The following is a 24027-nucleotide window of genomic DNA, read 5'->3' on the forward strand; positions in this document are numbered from 1 at the left end:
CGGTCAGGAATCGAGAAGCCCCCGGCACCCGCCCCTCCCTAGCGTCGGTGGCACGACCCCGCAGAGCACCGAGGGAGCTGGAGATGCCCACGGAGGACGTCGAGCAGGAGTCCACCGGCTTCACCGCCGAGGAGCGCGCCGCGATGAAGGAGCGCGCCGCCGAGCTGCGCGCCGAGGGGAGGAGGGGCGCGAAGCGGGCCGACGGCCTGCAGGCCGTCCTGGACCGGATCGCGGCCATGGACCCCGGGGACCGGGCGCTCGCCGAGCGGGTGCACGTGGTGGTCACCACGCACGCCCCTCACCTGGCCCCCAGGACCTGGTACGGCATGCCCGCCTACGCCGACGCGGACGGCAAGGTCGTCGTCTTCTTCCAGGACGCCGGCAAGTTCGGCTCCCGCTACGCGACCCTCGGCTTCAACGACCCCGCGAGGCTCGACGACGGCGACCTCTGGCCGGTGTCGTTCGCGCTGACGGGCTGGAGTCCCGAGGTGGAGGAGCGGGTCACCGCGCTGGTGCGGACCGCCACCGCCTGACCGAGTCCGTCACTCCCGCTGCCTGTCCCGGCGGACGGTCACCTTCCGGCCCTTGACCGTGCTGGCGCGCAGCGCGGTGACGACCTCCTCGGCGGCGGCGGCGGGCACCTCGACCAGGCTGAACCGCTCGGCGATCTCGATCGCGCCGACGTCGCGGCCGCGCAGCCCGGTCTCCCCCGCGATCGCGCCGACCAGGTCGCCCGGGCGGACGCCGGCGCTGCGGCCGGCGCCGATGAACACCCGCTCGGTGTCCCCGCCGCCCGACCGGGAGCGCGGCGGGCGGCCCTGGCCCCGGTCACCGCGGTCGCCGTCCCGCCGCGGGCGCTCCGGGCGCAGGGTGACCTCGGGGATCTCCTCGTCGTCGTCCGGGCCGGTGGTGGCCTCGTGGGCGAGCTTGACCGCCGCCAGGGCCACCTCCACGACGTCGAACTCGTCGGTGAGCGTCTCGACGACGGCGCGGAACCGCTCGAGGTCGTCGCCGAGCAGGCTCTCCCGCAGCGCGGCGCGGGTCAGCTCCAGCCGGCGGGCCCGCAGGTCGGCGACCGTGGGGACGCGTTCCACGTGGATCGGCGCGCCGGTGACCCGCTCGATCGTCTTGAGCATCCGGTGGGCCCGCGGCTCGACCAGCGTGATCGCCACGCCCTCGCGGCCGGCGCGGCCGACCCGGCCGATGCGGTGCACGTAGGTCTCCGCCGCGGCCGGGACGTCGTAGTTGACGACGTGGGTGAGCTGCTCGACGTCCAGCCCGCGGGCGGCGACGTCGGTGGCCACCAGCAGCTCCGCGGTGCCCGACCGCAGCCGGCCCATCACCCGGTCCCGCTGCTCCTGGCTCATCCCGCCGTGCAGCGCCTCGGCGCGGTAGCCGCGGCCGTTGAGCGTCTCGGTGAGGTCGTCGACCTCGTCGCGGGTGCGGCAGAAGACGATGGCCGCCGTCGGGCTCTCGACGTCGAGGACCCGGCCCAGCGCCGCCGGCTTGGCCGCCCGGGCGACGACGAACGCCGTCTGCCGGACCCGCGGCGCCTCACCCGCCACCGGCACCTCGCGGGCGACCTGGATGCGCAGGGGGTCGCGCAGGTGGCGGCGGGCCATGCTGTCGAGCCGGCGCGGCATCGTGGCGCTGAACAGCACCGTCTGCCGCTCCTCGGGCACCTCGTCCAGCAGCGCCTCGAGGTCCTCGGCGAAGCCCATGTCGAGCATCTCGTCGGCCTCGTCGAGCACCACGGTCGCGACGCCGCCCAGGTGCAGGCTGCCCCGCTGCAGCAGGTCCAGCGCCCGCCCGGGGGTGGCGACGACGACGTCCACCCCGGCCTCCAGCGCCCGCAGCTGCCGCGGGATCGGCTGGCCGCCGTAGACCGGCACCACCCGGGCGCCGAGGTCGCGGCCGTAGCGGTGCAGCGCCTCCGACACCTGGATGGCCAGCTCGCGGGTGGGCACCAGGACCAGGGCCAGCGGGTCGCCGCCGGGGCGGTCGTCGGGCAGCCGCTGCAGCACCGGCAGCGCGTAGGCGGCGGTCTTGCCGGTGCCGGTGGCGGCCTGGCCGAGCAGGTCGCGGCCGGCGACCATCGGCGGCACCGCCTCGCGCTGGATCGGGGTCGGCTCCTCGTAGCCGAGGCGCGACAGCGCCGCCAGGAGCTCCGGCCGCAGGCCGAGGTCGGCGAAGGTCCCGCCGTCGGGGGCAACCGTCTCGTCGGCCTGCTGCTGGGTGTCCTCGCCGTCCACCCGCCCAGTGTCCGGCACGGTGGCCCACCCCCGGCACGGCACCCCGGCGTGGCACCCTCCCCCGGTGACCCCCGCACCCGCCGTCGACGACGACCTCTGCCTGCTCCCGGCCACCGAGCTGGCCGCGCTCGTGCGCGGGAAGGAGGTCTCGGCGCGCGAGCTGCTGGAGGCGCACCTGGCGCGCATCGAGCGGATCGACCCGCAGGTCAACGCGATCGTCACCCTGGACGCCGAGGGCGCCCGGGCCGCGGCCGACGCCGCCGACGCCGCGCTGGCGGCCGGGGAGGAGGTCGGCCCGCTGCACGGCCTGCCGGTGGCGCACAAGGACACCCACGCCACCGGCGGCATGCGGACCACCTGGGGCTCGCCGCTGCACGCGGACACCGTCCCGGCGCGCGACGAGCTCGTCGTCGAGCGGCTGCGCCGGGCCGGCGCGGTCCGGGTGGGCAAGACCAACGTGCCGGAGTTCGCGGCCGGCTCGCACACGTTCAACCCGCTCTTCGGCGCCACGCACAACCCGTGGCGGCACGGGCTGTCGGCCGGCGGGTCCAGCGGCGGCGCGGCGGCCGCGCTCGCCGCAGGGCTGGTGCCGGTGGCCGAGGGCAGCGACATGGGCGGCTCGCTGCGCAACCCGGCGGCGTTCTGCGGCGTGGTCGGGCTGCGGCCCACGCCCGGGCGGGTGCCGACCTGGCCCGCCGGGCTGGGCTGGGCGACGCTGTCGGTGCAGGGGCCGATGGGCCGCACGGTCGGCGACGTCGCGCTGACGCTGTCGGCGATCGCCGGGCCCGACCCGCGGGTGCCGATCGCGCTGTCCGAGGACGGCGCGTCGTTCGCCGCGCCGCGCCCGGCGGAGCTGCGCGGCCTGCGGGTGGCCTGGACGCCGGACCTCGGCGGGCTGGTGCCGGTCGAGCCGGAGGTCACGGGCGCGCTGGCGGAGGTGCCGCGGCTGCTCGAGGCGCAGGGCGCCGTCGTCGAGGAGGCCTGCCCCGACCTGCGCGAGGCCGACGAGGTGTTCGGCACCCTGCGGGCCTGGCTGTTCGAGGCCACCTACGGCGAGGTGGTGCGCCGCTCGCCGGAGCAGGTGAAGGAGGCCATCCGGCGCAACGCTGCGCGCGGGGCGGCGCTCAGCGGGGCCGACGTCGCCCGGGCCGAGCTCGCGCACACCCGGCTGCACGAGCAGGTGGTCGGCTTCTTCGACCGCTTCGACGTGCTGCTGGCGCCGACCACCCAGGTGCTGCCGTTCCCGGTGGAGCAGGAGTACCCCACCGAGGTCGCGGGCGTGCCGCAGGCGGACTACCTGGGCTGGATGCGCTCCTGCACGCTGGTCTCGGCCACCGGGTGCCCGGCGCTGTCGCTGCCCGGCGGGTACACCGGCGACGGCCTGCCGGTGGGCCTGCAGGTGGTCGCCGCGCCGCGGGCCGACCTGCGCCTGCTGGAGGTGGCCGCCGCGCTCGAGCAGGTGCTCGGGACGCCCCGCCTGCCCGCGCTCTGACGCCGTCTGCGGCTCTCTAGCCCCGGCGCTAGAGAGCCGCAGACGAGGGCAGCGACGGCCTCAGCGACGGACCGCCCGGGGCGGCGGCGGGGCGATAGGGGTGTCGGAGGACTCCTCCAGCACGTCGGCGGCCGAGCCGACGATCAGCGGGTCGGGGTCCCCGACGACGTCGCAGTCCTTGTCGTCGTAGTCCAGCCGGCACAGCACGTGCCGCATCGCCTCGAGCCGGGCGCGCTTCTTGTCGTTGCTCTTGATGACCGTCCACGGCGCGTGCTGCGTGTCGGTGTGGAGGAACATCGCCTCCTTCGCCTCGGTGTAGGCGTCCCACTTGCCGAGGCTGGCGAGGTCGGTGGGCGAGAGCTTCCACTGCCGCACCGGGTCGATCTGCCGCACGACGAAGCGGCTGCGCTGCTCCCCGCGGGACACCGAGAACCAGAGCTTGAACAGCAGGATGCCGCTGTCGACGAGCATCCGCTCGAACTCCGGCGCGTCCTGCAGGAACTGCCGGTACTGCTCGTCGGTGCAGTAGCCCATCACCCGCTCGACGCCGGCGCGGTTGTACCAGGACCGGTCGAACATCACGATCTCGCCGGCCGCGGGCAGGTGCTGCACGTAGCGCTGGAAGTACCACTGCGTCTGCTCGCGCTCGGAGGGCTTGTCCAGCGCCACCACGCGGGCCCCGCGCGGGTTGAGGTGCTCGGTGAACCGCTTGATCGTGCCGCCCTTGCCCGCGGCGTCCCGCCCCTCGAAGACGATGACCAGCTTCTGCCCGGTGTCCTTCACCCAGCTCTGCATGTGCAGCAGCTCGATCTGCAGGCGGCGCTTCTCGATCTCGTACTCCCGGCGCTCCATGCGCTCGGTGTAGGGGTAGCCCTCGCGCCAGGTCTCGACCCGCCGCCCCTCGGGGTCGAACAGCTCGCGGTCGTCGTCCCAGTCCTCGTCGCTGTCCTCGTCGGGCAGGGCGTTGAGCCGCCAGCGGCTCAGGTCGAGGACCTCGGCCTCCTTCGGCGCCTCGGTGGTGCCGGGAGGGTCCCCTCCCCGGTCCTGCACGGCCTCTTCCTGCGCGGCACCTTCCTGCGCGGCACCTTCCTGCGCGGCATCGCGGTCGACGGCGGTGTCGGGCTGCACGGGGTCCCCCTCCCGGGTCGGTCACGTCCGGGACCGGCCGTACCCCACCCTGGACCGGGCACGCCCGGGGCGCGACGGGGCGGGCGCCCCGGACTCGAGCACGTGCGCGACGGCGTACTCGGCGAGCGCGGCCAGCGCCCGGGCGTCGCGGCCGGGCGCGAGGGCGGGCAGCAGGTGGACCTCGACGACGCCGCCGTCCACCTCGCGGACGGCGACCGGGCAGACGGCGGCCTGCGCGTCGACGGCGGGGGCGAGCGCGCGGGCGCGGAACCGGCCGGGGTCGTCCCCCTCCGCCGGGCCGCCGGGGTGCGCGGTGACCGTGCCCCCGGCGCGCAGCAGGGCCGTGACCTCGGCGCGGACGGCGCCGCTGCCGTCGTCGACCAGCAGCCCGCCCCGGCGGGCGAGCGCGCGCAGCAGCGGGGTGCCGGCCAGCGCGGCGTCGACCACCGGGGTGCCGGGGACGACGGTGGCCAGTGCGAGGACGTCGGTCCAGCCGGCGGCGTTGGCGACGACGAGCCGGGGGTCGCGCGGCCAGGCGAGCGCCGGGTTGACCACCCGCACGCGCAGGCCCCGCGCCAGGAGCAGGTCGGCGGCGGTGCACACCCGCAGCCGCTGCTGCCGGCGCGCGCCGCCCCAGGTCGCGGTGGCGGCGCGGACGGCGGTGCGGGCGAGCACCGGGGTCATCGCGGTGCGGGCGGGGGACGGGGTGCCGTGGTCCACGGGGCCCTCCAGGTTCCGGGACGGGGATCCGCGCGCCAGGGTCGGTGCCCCGGGTGTCCGCCGGGTGACGCCGGTGCGGAGATCCCGCGACGGCCCGGGGAACCCCTCCACGGCCGGGGCCCGGGACCGGCGGTGCGCCGGCCCTGGGCCCCGGGGTGGTGCGCTCAGCCGAACAGCACCGACGTCACGACGTCGTACAGGTGGGTGTTCGGGTAGTAGCCGGTCAGGTCCTCGCTGCCCGGGCCCTCCGCGGTGACGACGGTCGGGACGCCGGTGTGCGCGGTCGTCGTCCAGTCGAGGGCGAAGTCGTGGGCGCCCCCGGTGCCGGCGACGGCGAACGGGCCGTCCTCGCCGGACTCGGTGCCGCCCGCGATCGACGGGTCGAGGGTCCCGCCCGGGCCGCTCTCGTCCTCGGGGTCGACGTCCTCGATGGCGAGCCCACCGGTCTCGTGGTCGCCGGTCACGACCAGCAGCGTGTCCGGGTGCTCGGCCACGTACGCTCGGGCCACCGCGACGGCCGCGTCGAGGGACCGCATGGCCTCGAGCACGCGGGTGCCGTTGTCGTTGTGCGCCATCTCGTCGACGGCCTCCTCCTCGACGAGGAGGAAGAAGCCGTCCTCGTCCTGGGAGAGGACGTCGAGGGCCTTGGTGGTCATGTCGGCGAGCGACACGGCGGGGTCGAACTCGTCGCCCTGGCCCTCGGGCCGCTGCTGGAACATCTCCTCGTTGGCGAACAGCCCGAGCAGCGGGCCGGAGCCGGCGGCGGCGAACTCCTCGGCGGTGCTCACGTACTCGTAGCCCTGCGCCTGCGCCCGCGCGACCAGGTCGCCCTGGGTGCTGCGGGACACCTCCGGGTCCTCCGTGTCGCCGGTGCGCGGCGGGTGGGTGCCCTCGTCGCCGGCGGGCAGCCACCAGTCCTCGCCGCCGCCGAGGACCACCTCGGGCCGGCTGCGCTCCAGGTACTGGCGGGCGATGTCGTCCTGCGCGGCACGGTCGGTGCTGTTGGCGAAGAACGCCGCGGGGCTGGCGTCGGTGACCTGCGCGGTGGTCACGATGCCGCCGGCCAGGCCCGCGTCCTCCACCTGCTGCCCGACGGTCGGCAGCGGCTCGCCGTCGACGTCGACGCTGATCGCCCCGTTGTAGGTCTTCACGCCGGTGGCCCAGGCCGACGCCCCGGCCGCGGAGTCGGTGACCGTGTCCTCCGGGTCCCGCGCGTCGGTGGTCTGCAGGCCGGCGATCGGCAGCGAGTCCATCGCCAGCTGCCCGTCGAAGCCGACCTGGTCGAGCCGGGCGGCCTCGCGGTGGGCGGCGCCCATGCCGTCGCCGGTGATGAAGATGACGCTGCGCGGGTGCCCGTCCGCGTGGCCGCCGCCGTGTCCTCCGCCGCCGTGCGCGGATCCGCCCCCACCGGCGAACGCCCCCGTCAGGGGCAGCAGCGCGAGCGTGCCGCCGGCCACCGCCACCACGGTGGCCGTCCGCAGCCGCCGTCCTGTCCTCGGGTCGGTCATGGTCGTCCTCTCGTCGCCGGGCCCCCGGCGACCGGTCGCACCGCCCGGGGGACGCCCCACCGTGGGACGTGACCCGGGTCACTCGCGCAGGCGACGCACCACCGGCGTTCCGGGTCGCGGCCGGTCCGGTCGGACCGTGACGGACCGACCCCTCACAGCGACCGCACAGCCGCCTCCCAGCCGGCGCCCGGTGGCGGCTCCGGTGGTCAGCGGCGGCGCAGGCCCCGCAGGGTCCGGACGGCGACCAGCAGCTCGGGCAGGTCGTGCCGGTCGCCGGCGGCGATGTCCGCGAGCTGGGCCGCGGCCCGCCGCTGGGCGGGGTCCCAGCCCTCCACCCAGCCCGCGACCAGGGTCGTGGCATCGGGGGAGGCGTCGTTCCCGCTCCCCCGCCCGGCCAGCACCTCGACGGCGAGCTCGGCCTGCTCGGCGGCCAGGTCGTCGCGCAGCGCCGCGCGGGCCATCGACGGCCAGCGCCGGTCCCGGGGCAGCGCCGTCACGAGCTCCCGCAGCGGCACCAGCGCCAGCCGCTCGGCCAGCTCCTCGGTGACCCGCCCGGCCAGCTCGATCGGCGCGCCGGTGCGCTCGGCGACGACGGCCAGGTCGAGGGCCGTCGGCAGCAGCGGCGCGGCCGCCAGCTCGCCCGCCAGCCCGGCCGGCACGCCCGCGGCCTGCAGCCGCCGCGCCCGCTCGGCGTAGGCGGCGGCCTCGTGGCCCAGCAGCCAGCCCGGCAGGCCGGCCCGCACCGCCGCCACGGGGCCGGCGAACCGCTCGGTGAGGGCGGCGATCCCCGCCGCGGGGTGCGCGCCGATCTCGGGCAGCCGCAGCAGCCACCGCGCCGCCCGCTCGGCCAGCCGGGTCGCCTCGGTGCGCAGCTCCACCTGCACCGGCGCGGGCACCCGGTTGTCCAGCGGCCGGACGGCGTCCCACAGCCGGTCGACGTCGAACACCGCGCGGGCCACCGCGTGCGCCCGGACGACGGCGGCGAGGTCGAGCCCGCTCTCCTCGGCCAGCCGGAACAGCCCGGTCACGCCGGCGGTGTTGACCGCCCGGTTGGTCAGCGCGGTGGCGGTGATCTCCCGGCGCAGCGGGTGGGCCTCGACCGCGTCGGGGAACCGCTCGCGCAGCGGGGCCGGGAAGTACTCGCGCAGCAGCCGGGCCAGGGCGGGGTCGTCGGGCAGGTCGGAGCCGAGGACGGCGTCGCCCGCCTCGAGCTTGGCGTAGGCCAGCAGCACCGACAGCTCGGGGCTGGTCAGCGCGTGCCCGTCGCGGCGCCGCTGGGCGAGCGCCCGGTCGTCGGGCAGCGCCTCGACCGCGCGGACCAGCCGCCCCGACCGCTCCAGCGCCCGGATGAACCGCTCGTGCGCGTCGAGCAGGCTGCGCGCGGAGGTCACCTCGACGGCGAGCGCGGCGTTCTGCGCGTGGTTGTCGGTGAGGACGGCCGCCGCGACCTCCTCGGTCATGTCGGCCAGCAGCGCGGCGCGGCCGTCGGCGTCGAGCACGCCGGCCTCCACCACCTCGTTGAGCGCAATCTTGATGTTCACCTCGTGGTCGGAGGTGTCCACGCCCGCGGAGTTGTCGATGGCGTCGGTGTTCACCCGGCCGCCGGCCAGCGCGTACTCCACCCGCCCGCGCTGGGTGAGGCCGAGGTTGCCGCCCTCCCCCACCACGCGCACGCGCAGCCGGTGGCCGTCGACCCGGACGGCGTCGTTGGCCTTGTCGCCGACGTCGAGGTGGCTCTCGGTGGCGGCCTTGACGTAGGTGCCGATGCCGCCGTTGAACAGCAGGTCCACCGGGGCCAGCAGCACCGCGCGGACGAGCTCCACCGGGGAGAGCGTGTCGACGTCGGCGTCGAGGCCGAGCGCGGCCCGCATCGGCTCGCTGACCGGGATCGCCTTGGCCGTCCGCGGCCACACGCCGCCGCCCGCGCTGATCAGCGCGGGGTCGTAGTCGGCCCACGACGAGCGGGGCAGGTCGAACAGCCGCCGGCGCTCGGCGTAGGACGTCGCGGCGTCGGGGGTGGGGTCGACGAACACGTGGCGGTGGTCGAAGGCGGCCACCAGCCGGATGTGCTCGGACAGCAGCATCCCGTTGCCGAAGACGTCGCCGCTCATGTCGCCGATGCCGACGACGGTGAACTCCTGGCTCTGCACGTCGACGCCGAGCTCGCGGAAGTGGCGGGTCACCGACTCCCACGCGCCGCGGGCGGTGATGCCCATGGCCTTGTGGTCGTAGCCGACCGAGCCGCCGGAGGCGAAGGCGTCGCCGAGCCAGAACCCGCGCTCGAGCGCGACGGCGTTGGCGATGTCGGAGAAGGTCGCCGTCCCCTTGTCCGCGGCGACGACGAGGTAGGCGTCGTCGCCGTCGTGGCGGACCACCCGCTCCGGGGGCACGACCTTCCCGCCCACCAGGTCGTCGGTGAGCGACAGCAGCGCGCCGATGAACAGCCGGTAGCAGGCCTGGCCCTCGGCCAGGACCTCCTCGCGGGAGGCGCCCTCCGGTGGGGGGTTGCGGACGACGAAGCCGCCCTTGGCGCCGGTGGGCACGATGACGGTGTTCTTCACCATCTGCGCCTTGACCAGGCCGAGGACCTCGGTGCGCAGGTCCTCGCGGCGGTCGGACCAGCGCAGCCCGCCGCGGGCCACCGCGCCGAACCGCAGGTGCACGCCCATCACCCGCGGGGAGCTGACGAACACCTCGCGGGCCGGGCGCGGCTCGGGCAGGTCGGGGACCGTCCGGCAGTCGAGCTTGATCGCCAGCGGCCCGCCCGCGTAGTAGGTGGTGCGCTGGGTGGCGAGGACGGCGGCCAGCAGGCTGGTGAGCACGCGGTCGGCGTCGAGGGTGTCGACCCGGCCGATGGCCTCGCGCAGCGACGCGGCCAGCGCCTCCTGGCGGGTGGCCCGGCCGGCCTCGCGCCCGGGCGAGAACCGGGTCTCGAACAGCGCCACCAGCCGCGCGACGACGTCGGGGTGGGCGGCCAGCGTCGTCTCCACGTACCGCTGGCCGAAGGGCAGCCCGGCCTGGCGCAGCCACTGCACGTAGGCGCGCACGACCGTCACCTGCCGCCAGTTGAGCCCGGCCAGGAGCACCAGCGCGCCCAGGCCGTCGTCCTCGGCGTCGCCGCGCCACACCGCGGCGACCGCCTCGGTGAACCGCTCGGGCAGCGAGCCGGGGAAGGGCAGCTCCCCGCCGGGGGCGGTCAGCCCGAAGTCGTAGATCCAGGCCGGTGGGGCGCCGATCCGGTCGATCTCGTAGGGCCGCTCGTCGACGACGTCGACGCCCATGTGCTGCAGCACCGGCAGCACGTCGGACAGCAGCAGCCGCTCCCCCACCCGGTAGACGGTCAGCCGCGGCTCGGTGGCGTCGGCACCGCGCGGTCGGCGCAGCCGCAGGCCGAGCTCGCCGGGCGGCAGCGCGTCGAGGCGGGCGAGGTCCTCGACGGCCGTCGCCGCCGGGAAGTCCTCCTGGTAGGCGGCCGGGAAGGCGTCGGCGATGCGGGCGAGGACCTGGTCGCCGTCCGGGCCGTACCGCTCGGCCAGGGCGTCGGACAGGTCGTCGGTCCAGCTGCGGGCGACGGCCGCGAGCTCCTGCTGCAGCGCCTCCGCGTCGACGTCGGGCAGCGCCGGCGTCCCGCCCCGGCCCACCGGCAGCCGGACGACGAAGTGCAGCCGGGCCAGCACCGACTCGGTGGAGCGGGCGGTGAACTCGATGTCCCGGCCGCCCAGGCGGGACAGCAGCAGCCGCTGCATCGCCAGGCGGACCTCGGTCGTGTAGCGGTCGCGCGGCAGGTAGACCAGCGCGGACCAGAACCGGCCGTAGGGGTCGAGGCGGAGGAACAGCCGGGTCTGCCGGCGCTCCTGCAGGTAGAGCACGGCCAGCGCCACCGGCAGCAGCTCGGCGGCCGACGCCTGGAACAGCTCGTCGCGCGGCAGGGTGTCCAGGACGTCGACCAGCGTCTTGCCGGTGTGGCTGTCGGCCGGCACGCCGGAGCCCTCGACCACCTCGGCGACGCGGCGGCGCACCAGCGGCACGTCGCGGACGTTGGCCGCCGCGGCCGCGGAGGGCAACAGCCCGACCAGCCGGTGCTGGCGGGCGGGGCGGTCGCCGTCGGCGGGCTCGGTCACCGCGACCAGGTCCAGCCAGGCGCGGCGGTGCACCGTCGAGCGGATGTCGGCCTTGGTGACCGTCAGCAGCGCCGGGCCCAGCGGGCCGGCGGCCTCCGGCAGCGCGGTCCCGGTGTCGCTGCGCAGGACGCCCAGGCCGGTGCCGGGGACGGCGCGCACGGCGGTCCCGACCTCGACCTCGCGGGCGCCGAGGAACACGAAGTTGCCGTCGGCCAGCCAGCGCAGCAGGGCCGCGGCCTCGGCGGGGTCGTCGGCCGGGTCGGCGGTGTCGGCGCTGCCGCGCTCCTCCAGCCGGGTGGCCAGCTCCAGCGCGCGGGCGGCGGTGCGCGGGGCGTCCTCGTCGACGGCGCGGACGTCGGCGAGCACGGTGCGCAGCCCGGCGACCAGGTCACCGGCGGCCTCGTCGTCGAGCGGGCCGTCCAGGACGGCGGCCATCCACGACTCGGCCAGCGCGTCGGGGCCGCAGCGGGCCACGGCCGTGCCGGGGCTGTCGCAGAAGGCCCGCAGCACGCCGGAGACGTCCCGCCGGACCACGACCACGGGGTGCACGACGTGCTGCAGCCCCACGCCCTGCCGGACCACCTCGGCGGTCACCGAGTCGACGAGGAAGGGCATGTCGTCGGTGACGACGAGCAGCAGCCCGCGCCCGTCGCCCAGCCGCTCGACGACGACGGTGGCCGCGCCCTGCGCCCGGACGCCGGCCAGCCGGAGGTGGCGCAGGGCCAGCCCGGCGAGGTCGGCCGGGTCGTGCCCGAGGACCTCGGCGGCCGGCTCGCTCCAGTAGTAGCGCTGCAGCAGGGCCGGGAGGTCCGCGGTGCCGCACCCGGCGGGCAGGTCGGGCCCGCCGTCGGCGTCGTCGGCGGCGGCGCGCGCGGCCTCGGCGAGCAGGGCCCGCTTCTCCTCGTTGGCGGCCTCGAGGGCGACCAGTCCCGGCGGGACGTCGTCCTCCGGTCGGTCGGGGACGACGGTGTCCACGCCGGTGGTGCTCATGTCCGGCGACGCTAACCCGCCCGTGCCACCTCGTCAGCGCGACGCGGCCACCCGGCGGGGTGACGTGCTGGAACGGCCCCGCTGCAGGAGCCCGCCGCGAGCCGGGTGACGTGCTGGAACGGCCCCGCTGCAGGAGCCCGCCGCGAGCCGGGTGACGTGCTGGAACGGCCCCGCTGCAGGGGCCCGCCGCGAGCCGGGTGACGTGCTGGAACGGCCCCGCTGCAGGGGCCCGCCGCGAGCCGGGTGACGTGCTGGAACGGCCCCGCTGCAGGGGCCCGCCGCGAGCCAGGTGACGTGCTGGAACGGCCCCGCTGCAGGGGCCCGCCGCGAGCCTGCGAGCGGTGGGGGGCAGCGGGGTCCTTCGTCTAGCGGTCCAGGAGCTGGTCGGCGGCCCAGCCGACGACGGCGAGGACGAGCCCGCCCAGGATCGCGGTGCCGAAGCCGTCGACCGAGAGCCGGTCCGACAGCGCGGCGGTGAGGCCGAGCAGCGCGGCGTTCACGACCAGGAGGAACAGGCCGAGGCTCAGCAGGATCGCCGGGAAGGACAGGAACCGCAGGATCGGCCCGACCACCGCGTTGACGACGGCGAACAGCAGCGCCACCCAGAGGAAGGTGCCGCTGACGCCGAGCGCCCCGTTCTCGTTGCCGTCGATCTGGATGCCCGGCAGCAGCCGCGTGAGGCCGTAGAAGGCCAGGGCCATGACGACGACCTTGAGCGCGAACCTGATCACGCGTCCACGCTAGTGGCCGGACCTGGCAGTCCCCTGGTCCTGCACGCCTCTACCGCTCTCTGGCGTCCGCGCTAGAGAGCCGTAGAGCGGCCTCGACGTGCGTGCGGGCGCGTCCGTGTGGGCACTGCGGACGGTGAGGGGGTGCGCCGTGGTGGACCGGCTGGTGGTCGTGGGTGCGTCCGCGGGGGGCGTGGACCCCCTGCGGCAGCTGCTGGCGGCGTTGCCCGCCGACCTGCCGGCCGCCGTCGCCGTCGTCCTGCACCTGTCCCCCACCGGTGAGAGCCGGCTGCCGGAGCTGCTGTCCCGGGCCGGACCGCTGCCCGTGCGGCACCCCACGGAGGGCGGGGCCCTGGTGCCGGGGCAGGTCGTCGTCGCACCGCCCGACCGGCACCTGGTCGTGCGCGACGGCCGGGTGCACCTCACCCGGGGGCCGCGGGTCAACCGGCAGCGGCCGGCCGTCGACGTGCTGTTCCGCAGCGCCGCGCTGTCCCACGGCGCCGGCGTGGTCGCCGTCGTCCTGTCCGGCGCGCTCGACGACGGCGCCCTCGGGGCGGCCGCCGTCGCGGCGCAGGACGGCCGCGTGCTGGTGCAGGACCCCCGTGAGGCGCGGGTGTCCGCCATGCCCCGGGCGGCGCTGGCCGTCGTGCGCCGGGCCCGCGCGGCCCCCGCCGCCGAGCTGGGGCCGCTGGTCACCGAGCTGGTCGGCAGCCCTGCTCCCCCGGCGCCCACCGCCGGCGCCCCGTCCGACGAGAGGAGTCCGCAGATGGCCGGCGGACCGACAGCCGAGACCGACCTGGGTGTCCCCGCGGCCCTCGGCTGCCCCGAGTGCCAGGGCGGCATGTTCGAGAACGCCGCCGACGGGTCGGTGAGCTGGACCTGTCACGTCGGCCACTCGTGGTCGGCGCAGAGCCTGCTCGAGGCGCAGCGCCAGGCCGTCGAGAGCGCGGTCTACAACGCCGCGTCGAAGCTGCTGGAGATCGCGTCGGTGCACCGCCGGCTGGCCGAGCTCGGCACCGGCGGCAGGGACGAGCACCTGCGCGCGGCCGAGCGGGCCGAGACGCGGGCCGCCCAGGTCCGCGGCGAGGCCGGCGGCGGCTGACCGGCGGTCAGCGCGCGGGCGTCTGCGTGTAGAGCGCGAGCCGCCAGCGGTCGCCGTCGCGGACGTAGAGGCTGCTCATCGCCCCGGTGAACGGCGGCTCCTGCTCGTGCCGCCAGGCCCGGCCGGTGTAGACCAGCGCCGCCGCGTCCGCGCCGGCGCGCACCAGCCGGACGTCGCCCAGTTCGTAGCGCAGCCACGGCGGGGAGGCGCCCAGGGCGGCGACGACGGCGGCGCGGTCCATCACCGTCCCGTCCGCGAGCACCATCAGGCCGTCGTCGGCCATCACCTCGCCGTAGAAGTCCCCGCCGGTCGCGTCGCACAGGGCGTCCCAGCCCCGCCGCTCCAGGGCGAGGAGCTCGGTCTGCACCTCGGTCTCCGTGTGGGTCCCCATGTGCCCGACCCTGGCCCGCGCAGGTGCCGGACGTCCAGCCCCCGGCCGACGTCGTCAGGTGAGCGGCAGGGCGTCGGCGACCAGGTAGAGGCCGAGCAGGAACAGCACCCAGGCCACCACCTCACCCGAGGTGCGCGACAGCCGGCCCTCGATCCGGGCCAGGACGGGCGTGAGCCGGTCGTGCAGCGCCGTGCGGAGGGCCAGCAGGACCAGCGCCGGCAGGACCATGAGCAGGCAGTAGCCCGCGAGCAGGGCCAGCGTCGCCGCCGGACCCGGTGCCGACGTCACGAGCAGGGCGATCGCGGCGAGGTAGGGCAGCATCGAGGCCGCCTCGATCCCCACCGCGGTGACGGCGAGGACGACGACCGCTCCGGGCGGGCCGTCGCCCCGGGCCCGGTCGCGCCACCGGCCCAGCCGCCCCGGTCCCCGGGCCGCCCGCGCAGCGCGCCGCCGCTCCTTGCCCTCCCGCGTCCACGGCTCCACGGTCAGCCCGAGCAGGACCAGGACGGCCCCCACGGCGAGTTCGGCGACGCGGCCGGCCGTGCTCTCCAGGGCTGCGCCGAGCGGTTCCAGCAGCACCCCGGCACCGAGGACGAGCGCGATCCCGAGCAGCAGGTACGCGCCGGCCACCGTGCCGAGGAAGAGCAGCACCCTGGCCACCCGGACCCGGCCGGGGGCCAGCAGCAGCCACAGCGGGAGGACGAGCGTGCCGACGCTGGTGCTGTCCACCAGGGCCAGGCCGGCCAGTGGCAGCAACAGGGCGACGTCCACGGCTCCTCCGGTGTCTTGGCAGCACACCTGTGCTGTTCTGCCAACGTAGCACAGTCGTGCTAGAACGAGGCCGTGCCCAGGACCGTCGACGCCACCGTGCGCCGGAGGCAGCTGGCCGAGGCCGTCTGGCGGGTCATCCGGCGCGACGGCGTCTCGGGCGCCTCGGTGCGCAACGTCGCCCGGGAGGCCGGCACGTCGACGGGCTCGCTGCGGCACTGGTTCGCCACCCAGGACGAGCTCCTGCACTTCGCGATGACCCTCGTGATCGAGCGCGCCCGGGAACGGGCGGAGGCGGTCGCGGCCGCCGGCGGGCCCCTGGTGCCGAGCCTGCTGCGGGTGCTGGAGGAGACCCTCCCCCTCGACGAGGAACGGCGCGCCGAGACGGAGGTCTGGCTGGCGCTCACCGCGCGCGCCCTGGTCGACCCCCGCCTGGCCGAGCTGCGCGACCGGTCGGCCGCCGACCTGCGCGCCTTCTGCGCCCACGCCGTGCAGGCCCTGGTCGCGGCCGGGGAGGCCCGCCCCGACCTGGACCCCGACCTGGAGGCCGAGCGGCTGTACGCGGTCCTCGACGGCCTGGCCGTGCACGCCGTGACCCGGCCGTCCACGCTCCCGCCGGACCGGGCCCGGGAGGTGCTCGCGGCGCACCTGCGCTCGCTGGGCGACACGCCCTAGCCCGTTCTACTGATCTCTACGGCGGGGGCTAGACGGGGCCATACGGTGCTCGACGTGGACCCCGTCCGGAACCCCTACGCCCCCGGCGCGGGGCAGCGCCCGCCGGAGCTCGCCGGCCGCGACGACGAGCTGTCGGCCTTCGACGTCGTCCTGGAGCGGATCGCCCGCGGCCGGCCCGAGCGGTCGCTGGTGCTCACCGGGCTGCGCGGCGTGGGCAAGACGGTGCTGCTCAACCAGCTGCGGTCGGCGGCGATCGGCCGCGGCTGGGGCACCGGCAAGATCGAGGCGCGACCGGACCAGTCGCTGCGCCGGCCGGTCTCCTCGGCGCTGCACATGGCCCTGCGCGAGCTGCGCCACCCCGACCAGGAGTCGATGGACGCCGTCCTCGGGACGCTGAAGGCCTTCGCCCAGCGGCTGGCCCCGTCCGACGCGAAGCTGCGGGACCGCTGGCAGCCGGGCATCGACGTGCCCGCCACCACCGGCCGGGCCGACTCCGGCGACATGGAGATCGACCTGGTCGAGCTGCTCAGCGACGCCGCCGGGCTGGCCGCGGACGTCGGCAGGGGCGTCGCGCTGTTCATCGACGAGATGCAGGACGTGCAGGCCCCCGACGTCTCGGCCATCTGCGCGGCCTGCCACGAGCTGTCGCAGCAGGGCGCGCCGCTGATCGTCGTCGGCGCCGGCCTCCCGCACCTGCCGGCGGTGCTGTCGGCGTCGAAGAGCTACTCCGAGCGCCTGTTCCGCTACCTGCGCATCGACCGGCTGGACCGGCCCGCCGCCGACCGCGCGCTGCTGGCGCCCGCCGAGCGCGAGGAGGTCACCTTCGAGCCGGCCGCCCTCGACGCCCTCTACGCGGCCGCCGACGGCTACCCGTACTTCGTGCAGGCCTACGGCAAGGTCACCTGGGACGTCGCGGCGGCCTCCCCCATCACCGCCGACGACGTCGCGATGGCCGCGCCGGTCGCCGAGGCCGAGCTGGCGGTCGGGTTCTTCGGCTCCCGGTACGACCGCGCCACCCCGGCCGAGCGCGAGTACATGCACGCGATGGCCGAGCTCGGGGGTCCGGCCGGCGCCCCGGTGGCGACGTCGGAGGTGGCCGCGACGCTGGGCCGCAAGCCGGCGTCGCTGTCGCCGGCGCGCGACTCGCTGATCAAGAAGGGGCTGGTCTACTCCGCCGAGCGGGGGCAGATCGCCTTCACCGTCCCCCACTTCGGCCGCTACCTCCTGCGACACCCGGACTAGCGGCCCGGGTGTCGCGTCGGCCTGGCAGGAGGAAGGCGTCCAGGTCGGCGGCGAGGGCCCGCGGGCACTCCCAGTTCGGGCAGTGGCCGGTGCCCTCGTGGATGCGCAGCCGGGCGTCGGGGAGCGCGGCCAGGAGCCGGTCCTGCTGCCCGCGGTCGAACAGCGCGTCCCGGTCGCCCCACACCAGCAGCGTCGGCGCGGTCACGGCCCCGAGCCGGTCGCGGTCGTCGACGGCCACCATCTCCTCCCAGGCGTCCCGGTAGACCCACCCCGGCGCCCGGCGGCCCTCCGCGACCAGTGCGTCGAAGAACGCCGGCTCCACCGGCCGGTACACCGCGCTCGCGGCGAACTCCCGCACGAAGCCCTCGGGGACGTCGTCGGGCAGGTCGGCGATCGCCGCCCGCACCTCCGCGGCCAGCCGCCCGCCCACCCGGTCGGCCGAGTCGACGAGCACCATCCGGTCGACCAGCCCGGGGTGCTCCTCCGCCACCCGCCGCACCACGAAGCTGCCGTGGGAGTGGCCCACCAGGTGCGCGCGCCCGATCCCGAGCACCTCGCACAGGGCCACCAGGTCCTCGGCGAGCCGGTCCACCGCGTAGCCGGCCCGCGGGTGGTCGGACCCGCCGAACCCGCGCTGGCTGTAGGCGACGACGTGCAGCCGCGGGTCCAGGTGCGCGAGGACGCGGCTCCAGGAGAACCAGGAGTCGGGCCAGCCGTGGACGAGGACGACGACCGGCCCGCCGGGGTCCCCCTGCTCCACGGTCTCCAGCCGCAGCCCGCCCGGGAGGGTCACGGTGCGCGGGCGGAGGGTCTGCGTCGTCCCGGACACGGGGCCTCCCCGGAGCCGTCCCCCCGCACGGCCACGGTAGGGGCGCAGCCCTCCCCGCGGGCCGGTCGGATGCGGCAGGGGCGGCCGTTTCTGCCGCCCGGACGGTTGCTGCGCGCAACCGGGGGCAGGAGCGTCCCGTGCCCGACGTCGTCGAAGCCGGTCTGTGGGGTCTGCTGGGCGGCGCCGCCCTGGTGCTCGGGGCGCTGGTCGCCTGGTTCGTGCGGGTGCCGCAGGCGGTGATCGCCTCGGTCATGGCGTTCGGCTCGGGGGTGCTCATCTCCGCCGTCGCCTTCGACCTGGTGGAGGAGGCCGCCGACACCGGCGGGCTGGGTCCCACCGCGATCGGCTTCCTCGGCGGCGCGGTCGCCTACCTCGCCGCGAACGCGGCGCTGGCCCGGCGCGGCGCCCGGCACCGCAAGCGGTCGGGCGGGGCGGGGAGCGAGCAGCAGCCGTCGGAGGGCGAGCAGGGCGGCAGCGGCGCGGCGATCGCCGTCGGCGCGCTGCTCGACGGCGTCCCGGAGTCGGTCGTCCTGGGGCTCGGCCTGCTCGGCGGTGGCGCGGTGAGCGCGCCGGTCCTGGCGGCGGTCGTCATCTCCAACGTGCCCGAGGGCCTGTCCAGTGCCGCCGGCATGAAGGCCGGCGGACGGTCGGCCGGCTACGTCTTCGGGGTCTGGGGCGGCATCGCGGTGGCCAGCGGCCTGGCCGCGCTGGTCGGGTACGCCGCCCTGGGCAGCGCCCCGCCCGAGGCCATCGCCGTCATCACCGCCGTCGCGGCCGGCGCCATCCTCACGATGATCGCCGACACGATGATCCCGGAGGCCTTCGAGCGGACCCGCACCTGGACCGGCCTGATCACCACCGCGGGGTTCCTCGTCGCCTTCGCGATCGAGCGGCTCGGCGCGTGAGCGGGCAGGGTGGGCCCGTGGCAGAGGCACGCGACCCCGTCCAGATCAGCGTCCCCGTCGACGGCGGCGAGCTGTCCGCCCTGCACTGGGCCGCCGACGCCCCCGGCTCCCCCATCGCCGTGCTGGTCCACGGCATCACCGCCAACGCGATGGCCTGGGCGCGCGTGGCGGCCGCGCTGGCCGGCGAGTTCGAGGTCGTCGCCCCCGACCTGCGCGGGCGGGCCGGCTCGGCCGGGCTGCCCGGCCCCTACGGCCTGGAGCGGCACGCCCGGGACGTCGCCACCCTGCTCGACCGGTTCGGCGCCGACGACGACGCCGGAGCCGACGCCACGGTGGTCGTCGGCCACTCGATGGGTGCGTTCGTGGCCGCGATGGCCGCGGCCGGCCCGGCCCGCGACGAGGTGCACGGGCTGGTCCTGGTCGACGGCGGGCTGGCCCTCGCCCAGCCCCCGGGCGCCGACGTCGACGCGATGCTCTCCGCCGTCCTGGGCCCGTCGCTGGACCGGCTGTCGACGTCGTTCCCCGACGTCGCCGCCGTGCGCGCGTTCTGGGCGCGGCACCCCGCCGTGGGCCCGTGGGTGGACGTGCCCTCGGTGGCCGCCTACCTCGCCCGCGACCTCGCCCCCGGCGGGCCGCCGCTGCGCAGCGCCTGCGTGCCCGAGGCGGTCCGCGTCGACGGCGGGGACGTGCTGCTCAACGAGCGCGTGCTGGAGGCCACCACCGCCCTGCCGGTGCCCGCCACCCTGCTGTGGGCCACGCGCGGCCTGCTCGACCAGACGCCCGGCCTCTACGACGAGGTGCGCCTGGCCTCGCTCGGGCTGGAGCCGGCCGGCATCACCGCGCGCGAGGTGCCCGGCACCAACCACTACTCGGTGCTGTGGGCCGAGGAGGGCGTCGCGGCGATCGCGGACGAGGTCCGGGCGGCCGCCGCCCGGACCTGATCAGGCGGGGTGGCCGAGCAGCGGGGGCAGCACCTCGGGCCCGGCCTCGGCCGGGCGCTCCCCGCCCACCGGGTGCGCCCGGACGGCGAGCACCGCGACGTCGTCCTCGGCGCCGTCGCCGAGCATGCTGGCCAGCAGCCCGTCGCACAGGTCGGCCAGCGACGAGCCGGCCGCGGCCTCGACCAGCCGGCGGAGCTCCTCGCGGCTCTCGTCGAGCGGCACGCCACGCCGCTCGAACAGCCCGTCGGTGAACAGCAGCAGCGTGCTGTCCGCCGGGATGACGTCGTGCCCGTCGGCGCGGGGGCCGCGCCAGCCGATGCCCAGCGGCGGGCCGACCGGCGCGGAGAGGTCGCGGACGGTCCCGTCGGGCAGCAGCAGCATCGGCTCGGGGTGGCCGGCCGTGGCCCAGCGCAGCCGGCGCAGTCCCACGGCCGCCTCGGCCGGGGTCTGCTCGACCCGGCACACCAGCGCGGTGGCCATCGCGGGCACGGCGAGGCCGACCAGGGCGTGGTCGACCCGCCGCAGCACCCCTGCGGGCTCCTCCAGCCGGTCGAAGGCGATGGCGCGGACCAGCGTCTTGACCTGCCCCATGGCCGCGGCGGCCTCGATGTCGTGGCCCATGACGTCGCCGATCACCAGCACGGTGTCGCCGTCGGGCTGCAGGAACGCGTCGTACCAGTCACCGCCGATGGACACCCCGCGGGTGGCGGGCCGGTAGCGGACGGCGAGCTCGAGGTGGTCGGGCTGCACCGGCGGGGACAGCAGACTGTGCTGCATCCGCTCGGCCACCTGCTGGGCGGCGCTGGCCAGCCGGGCGTTGTCCAGGGCCAGCGCGGCCCGCCGGGAGGCGATCTCGGCGGTGCGCAGCTCGGCGTCGGTGTGCGGGCCCCGCTCGGGCCCGTTGACCAGCGTGAACGCGCCGAACACCTCGCCGCGGGCGAGCAGCGGGAAGGTGGCGACGGCGGACACCCGCAGCGGCGCCAGCGCCTCGCGGCTGGCCTCGTCGGCGACCATCACCCGGACGTCGTCGTCGGTGACCTGCGGGAGGACCACCGGCCGCCCGCTGGCCAGCGCCGTGGGCACCGGGGCGTTGGGCCGGTTGCTGCGCACCCGCAGGTCGGCGTAGCGGTGCATCGCCGGCACCATCGCCGGGTCGCTGTGCGCGCGGCCGACGTCGCGGCGGGTGCCGTCGGGGTCGACGACGCTGACCAGGCACCAGTCGGCCAGCAGGGGCACGACCAGGTCCGCGAACCGGGCGACGGCCTCGTCGACGTCGGTGGTCGACGTCATCGCCTGGCTGATGTCGCCGAGCAGCACCAGGTGGCGGGCCGACACCTCGGCCCGCGCCGCGGCCGCGGCCGCCTCCGCGGCGGCGGACTCGCGGGCCGCGACGGCCGCGGCGCGCTCCTCCTCGGTGCGCCGGCGCTGCGTGACGTCGTCGTAGGTGACCACCAGGCCGGCCCCGGTGAGGAACGCGTCGGCGCGGAACCACCGCCCCAGCGGGGGGAAGAACGCCTCGGTGGTGCCGGACTCGCCGGTCTCGCGGACGTGCCGGTACAGCTCCTCGAACGGTCCCCCGACCGCCTCCGGGAACTCCTCCCAGATGCCCCGGCCCTGCAGCCCCGCGACGGTGCGCTCGAGGACCGCGGCCCCGGCCGGGTTGACGTAGCGGAACCGCCAGTCGTCGTCGAGGACGAACAGCGGCCGGTCCATGCCCTCCACGGCCTGGACGAGCAGGTCACGGGGCGGCGGAGCGGCGCCGTCCGGGGTCATGGGGCCATGCTGCCCCATCCCCGGCGGCCGGCCCGCCTGCGGTCCCTCGTCGTGGGGAACGGTCCGGCGCGGACCCGTTGGCAGCGCGGCCCGGGCGCGGAACGATCGGGGCCGGCCCGTGGCGTCCGGCACCCGTCCGCCGGTGCGGACGGCCGGCGAGGAGGTGCGGGCATGGCCGATCCGCTGCCGGCCCCGCCCGCCGGTCCGGGAGCGGGGTGGCGGCAGGACGCGCAGCACCGGGCGACCGTGCCCCTCGCCTGCCGGCTGCCCGACCCCGCGGCCCTCGCCGCCCTGGCGGACCGCCTGCCGGCCGCCGTCCTGGCGCTCGACCCGGCCGGCCGGCTGACCTGGCTCAACGCCGCCGCAGCGCGGCTGCTGGGCGGCACCGCCGCCGGGCTGACCGGCCGGCCGCTGGACGACGGCGTGCCCGGCGCCACCGGCCACGTCCTGGCCCAGGCCTGCTCCGAGGCCGCCGCCACCGGCGAGCCGGTGACCGTCGCCGCCGGGGACGGCTGGTACGAGGTGCGGGCCCTGCCCGGGCCCGAGGGGCTCGCGGTGACGGTCACCGACGTCACCGCCCGGCGCGCGGTGCAGGAGCAGGCCGACCGCGCCGCGGCCCGCGCGACCCTGCTGGTGCGGGTCAGCGGGGAGCTCTCCGGCGCGCTCGACGGCGTCTCGGCGCTGGGCCGGCTGGCGCGGCTGGTGGTGCCGGTGCTGACCGACGGCTGCGTGGTCACCGTCGTCGACCGGGAGGGCCGCGCCCGCGACGTCGGCTCCTGGCACGCCGACCCCGAGCGCCGCGAGCTGCTGGCCCGCTACACCCGGGTGCGGCTGGAGCGCATGTCGCCGTCCTCCCCCGTGGCGCAGGCACTGCGCGCGGGCACGCCGCTGACCACCTGCGTCGCCGACGTCCTGGAGGACATGACCGACGAGGACGCGCGCGAGATGCTGCGCGGCCTGCGCGCGGAGTCGGTGGTGGTCCTCCCCCTGCCCGCCGAGTCGCGGACCGTCGGCGTGCTCACCCTCTACCTCGACGCCGGCCGCACGCTGGGTGAGGCCGACCTCGCCACCGCACGGGCGGTCGCGGTGCAGGCCGGCCGCGCGGTGGACCGGGTCGGGCGGCAGAGCCGGCAGATCCAGCTGGCCGAGGCGCTGCAGCGCAGCCTGCTCACCGACCCGCCGTCGTTCCCCGGACTGGAGGTCGCCGTGCGGTACCTGCCGGCGGCCGAGGCGGCCCGGGTGGGCGGGGACTGGTACGACGCCTTCTCCTCCCCCACCGGCGACCCGGTCGTGGCGATCGGCGACGTCGTCGGCCACGACACCGCGGCCGCGGCGACGATGGGCCAGCTGCGCGGCCTGCTGCGGGGGATCGCGCACGCCCGCGGCGCCGGTCCCGCGGAGGTGCTGCACGGCCTGGACGAGGCCATGGCGGACATGCACCCGGAGACGCTGGCCACGGCCGCGGTCGCCCGGCTGGAGGACGGCGGCCGGCGGCTGCGGTGGGCCAACGCCGGGCACCCGCCCCCGGTGCTGCTGCTGCCCGGCGGCCGGGTCGTCGCGCTCGACCACGGCGACCCGATCGGCGACCTGGCGCTGGGCGTGGACGCGACGGCCGAGCGGCGCGAGTCGGCGGTCGCCCTGGTCCCGGGGACGACGGTGCTGCTGCACACCGACGGGCTGGTGGAGCGGCGCGGCAGCACGCTCGACGCGGACACCGCCCGCCTGCACGACGTGCTGGCCGGGCTCGCCGGCCGGTCGCTGCCGCAGCTGTGCGACGAGCTGCTCGCCCGCCTGGTGCCCGGCCCGCCCGAGGACGACGTCGCGCTGCTCGCGGTGCGCGTCGGGGCGGGCTGAGCCGAGATCCGGCTCACCCCGCGGAGGCAGGTGGGCGCCGGCAGGGTTGGGCCGCCGGCCGGCTGGGCACCGAGTCATCGTCCGAGCAACAGGACGACGACGGAGAAGAGGTCATGGGCCGACTGACCTGGCCGCTGCGCCCGCTGCCCGACGGGCGCGGCGAGCTGTGGCGCCGGGACCTGAGGGGCCTCGCCGAGCTGCCCGCCGCACGGGCCGGCCTCCGCGACCACCTCAGCAGCGTCGGCTTCCCGCGGGACGACGACCCGGCCACCGACCGGATGATCCTGGCCTTCGACGAGCTAGCCTCCAACGCGCTGCGGCACGGCGTCTCGCCGGTCGTCGCGACCGTGGTGGCCGGCTCCGGCGGCTGGCTGCTCGACGTGAGCGACCGCGACCCCGACACCATGCCGGCGCCCGCGGTCGGCCGGGACCCCGCGCAGGGCGGGCTGGGTCTCTACCTGGTGGCCCGGCTGTCGGTGGCCCACGGCTGGTACGTCGACGACGGCTGCAAGCACGTGTGGGCCTGCCTGCCGACGACCTTCGAGGAGTGCGCGGCCACCGCCTCCTGAGGACGCGGGCGCGCCCGGGGCGGCGGGGAGGGCGGTCCC

Annotated in this window: 19 protein-coding genes; 9 read left to right on the forward strand and 10 right to left on the reverse strand. The window is 77.1% G+C overall.

What is annotated here, in order from left to right:
* Nucleotides 1-83: 83 nt before the first annotated feature.
* On the forward strand, nt 84-533 hold the full coding sequence (locus ACI79Z_RS13580; protein ID WP_387991820.1) for an iron chaperone: 450 nt from the start codon (nt 84-86) through the stop codon (nt 531-533).
* Between the two features lie 9 nt (nt 534-542).
* Here ACI79Z_RS13580 and ACI79Z_RS13585 read toward each other — a convergent pair whose 3' ends face one another.
* On the reverse strand, nt 543-2252 hold the full coding sequence (locus ACI79Z_RS13585; RefSeq protein WP_387991823.1) for a DEAD/DEAH box helicase: 1710 nt from the start codon (nt 2250-2252) through the stop codon (nt 543-545).
* 64 nt (nt 2253-2316) lie between these two features.
* On the opposite strand from ACI79Z_RS13585, the gene ACI79Z_RS13590 reads away from it, so the two are divergent.
* Nucleotides 2317-3744 (forward strand): amidase, encoded by a 1428-nt coding sequence (locus ACI79Z_RS13590; protein ID WP_387991826.1) that lies wholly within the window; start codon nt 2317-2319, stop codon nt 3742-3744.
* A 60-nt stretch (nt 3745-3804) separates the two neighbouring features.
* Here ACI79Z_RS13590 and ppk2 read toward each other — a convergent pair whose 3' ends face one another.
* The 5 genes from ppk2 to ACI79Z_RS13615 form a co-directional block, all read right to left on the reverse strand.
* Nucleotides 3805-4872, reverse strand: coding sequence for a polyphosphate kinase 2 (gene ppk2, locus ACI79Z_RS13595; protein WP_387991829.1), 1068 nt, complete (start codon nt 4870-4872; stop codon nt 3805-3807).
* A gap of 21 nt (nt 4873-4893) precedes the next feature.
* Complete coding sequence (locus ACI79Z_RS13600) at nt 4894-5592, reverse strand: hypothetical protein (protein ID WP_456902924.1); 699 nt, start codon at nt 5590-5592, stop codon at nt 4894-4896.
* Nucleotides 5593-5756: 164 nt separating this feature from the next.
* Nucleotides 5757-7100: an alkaline phosphatase gene (locus ACI79Z_RS13605; RefSeq protein ID WP_387991835.1), complete on the reverse strand. Its 1344-nt coding sequence runs from the start codon at nt 7098-7100 to the stop codon at nt 5757-5759.
* A gap of 206 nt (nt 7101-7306) precedes the next feature.
* Nucleotides 7307-12211, reverse strand: coding sequence for an NAD-glutamate dehydrogenase (locus tag ACI79Z_RS13610; protein WP_456902925.1), 4905 nt, complete (start codon nt 12209-12211; stop codon nt 7307-7309).
* Between the two features lie 365 nt (nt 12212-12576).
* Complete coding sequence (locus tag ACI79Z_RS13615) at nt 12577-12942, reverse strand: phage holin family protein (protein ID WP_387991841.1); 366 nt, start codon at nt 12940-12942, stop codon at nt 12577-12579.
* A gap of 148 nt (nt 12943-13090) precedes the next feature.
* Here ACI79Z_RS13615 and ACI79Z_RS13620 point away from each other — a divergent pair, with 148 nt between their 5' ends.
* Nucleotides 13091-14041: a chemotaxis protein CheB gene (locus ACI79Z_RS13620; protein WP_456902926.1), complete on the forward strand. Its 951-nt coding sequence runs from the start codon at nt 13091-13093 to the stop codon at nt 14039-14041.
* Between the two features lie 7 nt (nt 14042-14048).
* Here the strand turns inward: ACI79Z_RS13620 and ACI79Z_RS13625 are convergent, their stop codons facing one another.
* Together ACI79Z_RS13625 and ACI79Z_RS13630 are read right to left on the reverse strand one after the other, a co-directional pair.
* A complete protein-coding gene (locus ACI79Z_RS13625) occupies nt 14049-14432 on the reverse strand; it encodes a nuclear transport factor 2 family protein (RefSeq protein ID WP_387991847.1) in 384 nt (127 codons plus the stop codon).
* 54 nt (nt 14433-14486) lie between these two features.
* Nucleotides 14487-15203: a GAP family protein gene (locus tag ACI79Z_RS13630; protein WP_456902927.1), complete on the reverse strand. Its 717-nt coding sequence runs from the start codon at nt 15201-15203 to the stop codon at nt 14487-14489.
* 72 nt (nt 15204-15275) lie between these two features.
* On the opposite strand from ACI79Z_RS13630, the gene ACI79Z_RS13635 reads away from it, so the two are divergent.
* Nucleotides 15276-15875: a TetR/AcrR family transcriptional regulator gene (locus ACI79Z_RS13635; protein ID WP_387991853.1), complete on the forward strand. Its 600-nt coding sequence runs from the start codon at nt 15276-15278 to the stop codon at nt 15873-15875.
* 54 nt (nt 15876-15929) lie between these two features.
* Complete coding sequence (locus ACI79Z_RS13640) at nt 15930-17117, forward strand: AAA family ATPase (protein WP_387991856.1); 1188 nt, start codon at nt 15930-15932, stop codon at nt 17115-17117.
* Here ACI79Z_RS13640 and ACI79Z_RS13645 read toward each other — a convergent pair.
* The gene (locus tag ACI79Z_RS13645; RefSeq protein ID WP_456902928.1) at nt 17071-17946 is read right to left on the reverse strand and encodes an alpha/beta fold hydrolase; all 876 of its coding nucleotides are present in this window, start codon (nt 17944-17946) and stop codon (nt 17071-17073) included. The genes ACI79Z_RS13640 and ACI79Z_RS13645 overlap by 47 nt on opposite strands.
* Before the next feature lie 137 nt (nt 17947-18083).
* Here ACI79Z_RS13645 and ACI79Z_RS13650 point away from each other — a divergent pair, with 137 nt between their 5' ends.
* Both ACI79Z_RS13650 and ACI79Z_RS13655 read left to right on the forward strand, forming a co-directional pair.
* Nucleotides 18084-18851 carry a ZIP family metal transporter gene (locus ACI79Z_RS13650; RefSeq protein WP_456902930.1) on the forward strand — a complete coding sequence of 256 codons (768 nt, stop codon included), beginning with the start codon at nt 18084-18086 and terminating at the stop codon, nt 18849-18851.
* A 17-nt stretch (nt 18852-18868) separates the two neighbouring features.
* Nucleotides 18869-19792, forward strand: coding sequence for an alpha/beta fold hydrolase (locus ACI79Z_RS13655; RefSeq protein WP_456902931.1), 924 nt, complete (start codon nt 18869-18871; stop codon nt 19790-19792).
* Here ACI79Z_RS13655 and ACI79Z_RS13660 read toward each other — a convergent pair whose 3' ends face one another.
* Nucleotides 19793-21565 carry a SpoIIE family protein phosphatase gene (locus ACI79Z_RS13660; protein ID WP_456902932.1) on the reverse strand — a complete coding sequence of 591 codons (1773 nt, stop codon included), beginning with the start codon at nt 21563-21565 and terminating at the stop codon, nt 19793-19795.
* Nucleotides 21566-21736: 171 nt separating this feature from the next.
* Here ACI79Z_RS13660 and ACI79Z_RS13665 point away from each other — a divergent pair, with 171 nt between their 5' ends.
* Together ACI79Z_RS13665 and ACI79Z_RS13670 are read left to right on the forward strand one after the other, a co-directional pair.
* Nucleotides 21737-23419, forward strand: a complete 1683-nt coding sequence (locus ACI79Z_RS13665) for a SpoIIE family protein phosphatase (protein ID WP_456902933.1) — start codon at nt 21737-21739, stop codon at nt 23417-23419.
* 113 nt (nt 23420-23532) lie between these two features.
* On the forward strand, nt 23533-23988 hold the full coding sequence (locus ACI79Z_RS13670; protein WP_387991874.1) for an ATP-binding protein: 456 nt from the start codon (nt 23533-23535) through the stop codon (nt 23986-23988).
* The last annotated feature ends 39 nt before the right edge of the window (nt 23989-24027 follow it).

It is taken from the genome of Geodermatophilus sp. SYSU D00663 (assembly GCF_054050655.1).

Coding starts and splice junctions, on each gene's coding strand:
- ACI79Z_RS13660 (WP_456902932.1), bottom strand. CDS start 21,565: ATGACCCCGGACGGCGCCGCTCCGCCGCCCCGTGACCTGCTCGTCCAG.
- ACI79Z_RS13670 (WP_387991874.1), top strand. CDS start 23,533: ATGGGCCGACTGACCTGGCCGCTGCGCCCGCTGCCCGACGGGCGCGGC.
- ACI79Z_RS13580 (WP_387991820.1), top strand. CDS start 84: ATGCCCACGGAGGACGTCGAGCAGGAGTCCACCGGCTTCACCGCCGAG.
- ACI79Z_RS13610 (WP_456902925.1), bottom strand. CDS start 12,211: ATGAGCACCACCGGCGTGGACACCGTCGTCCCCGACCGACCGGAGGAC.
- ACI79Z_RS13665 (WP_456902933.1), top strand. CDS start 21,737: ATGGCCGATCCGCTGCCGGCCCCGCCCGCCGGTCCGGGAGCGGGGTGG.
- ACI79Z_RS13605 (WP_387991835.1), bottom strand. CDS start 7,100: ATGACCGACCCGAGGACAGGACGGCGGCTGCGGACGGCCACCGTGGTG.
- ACI79Z_RS13625 (WP_387991847.1), bottom strand. CDS start 14,432: ATGGGGACCCACACGGAGACCGAGGTGCAGACCGAGCTCCTCGCCCTG.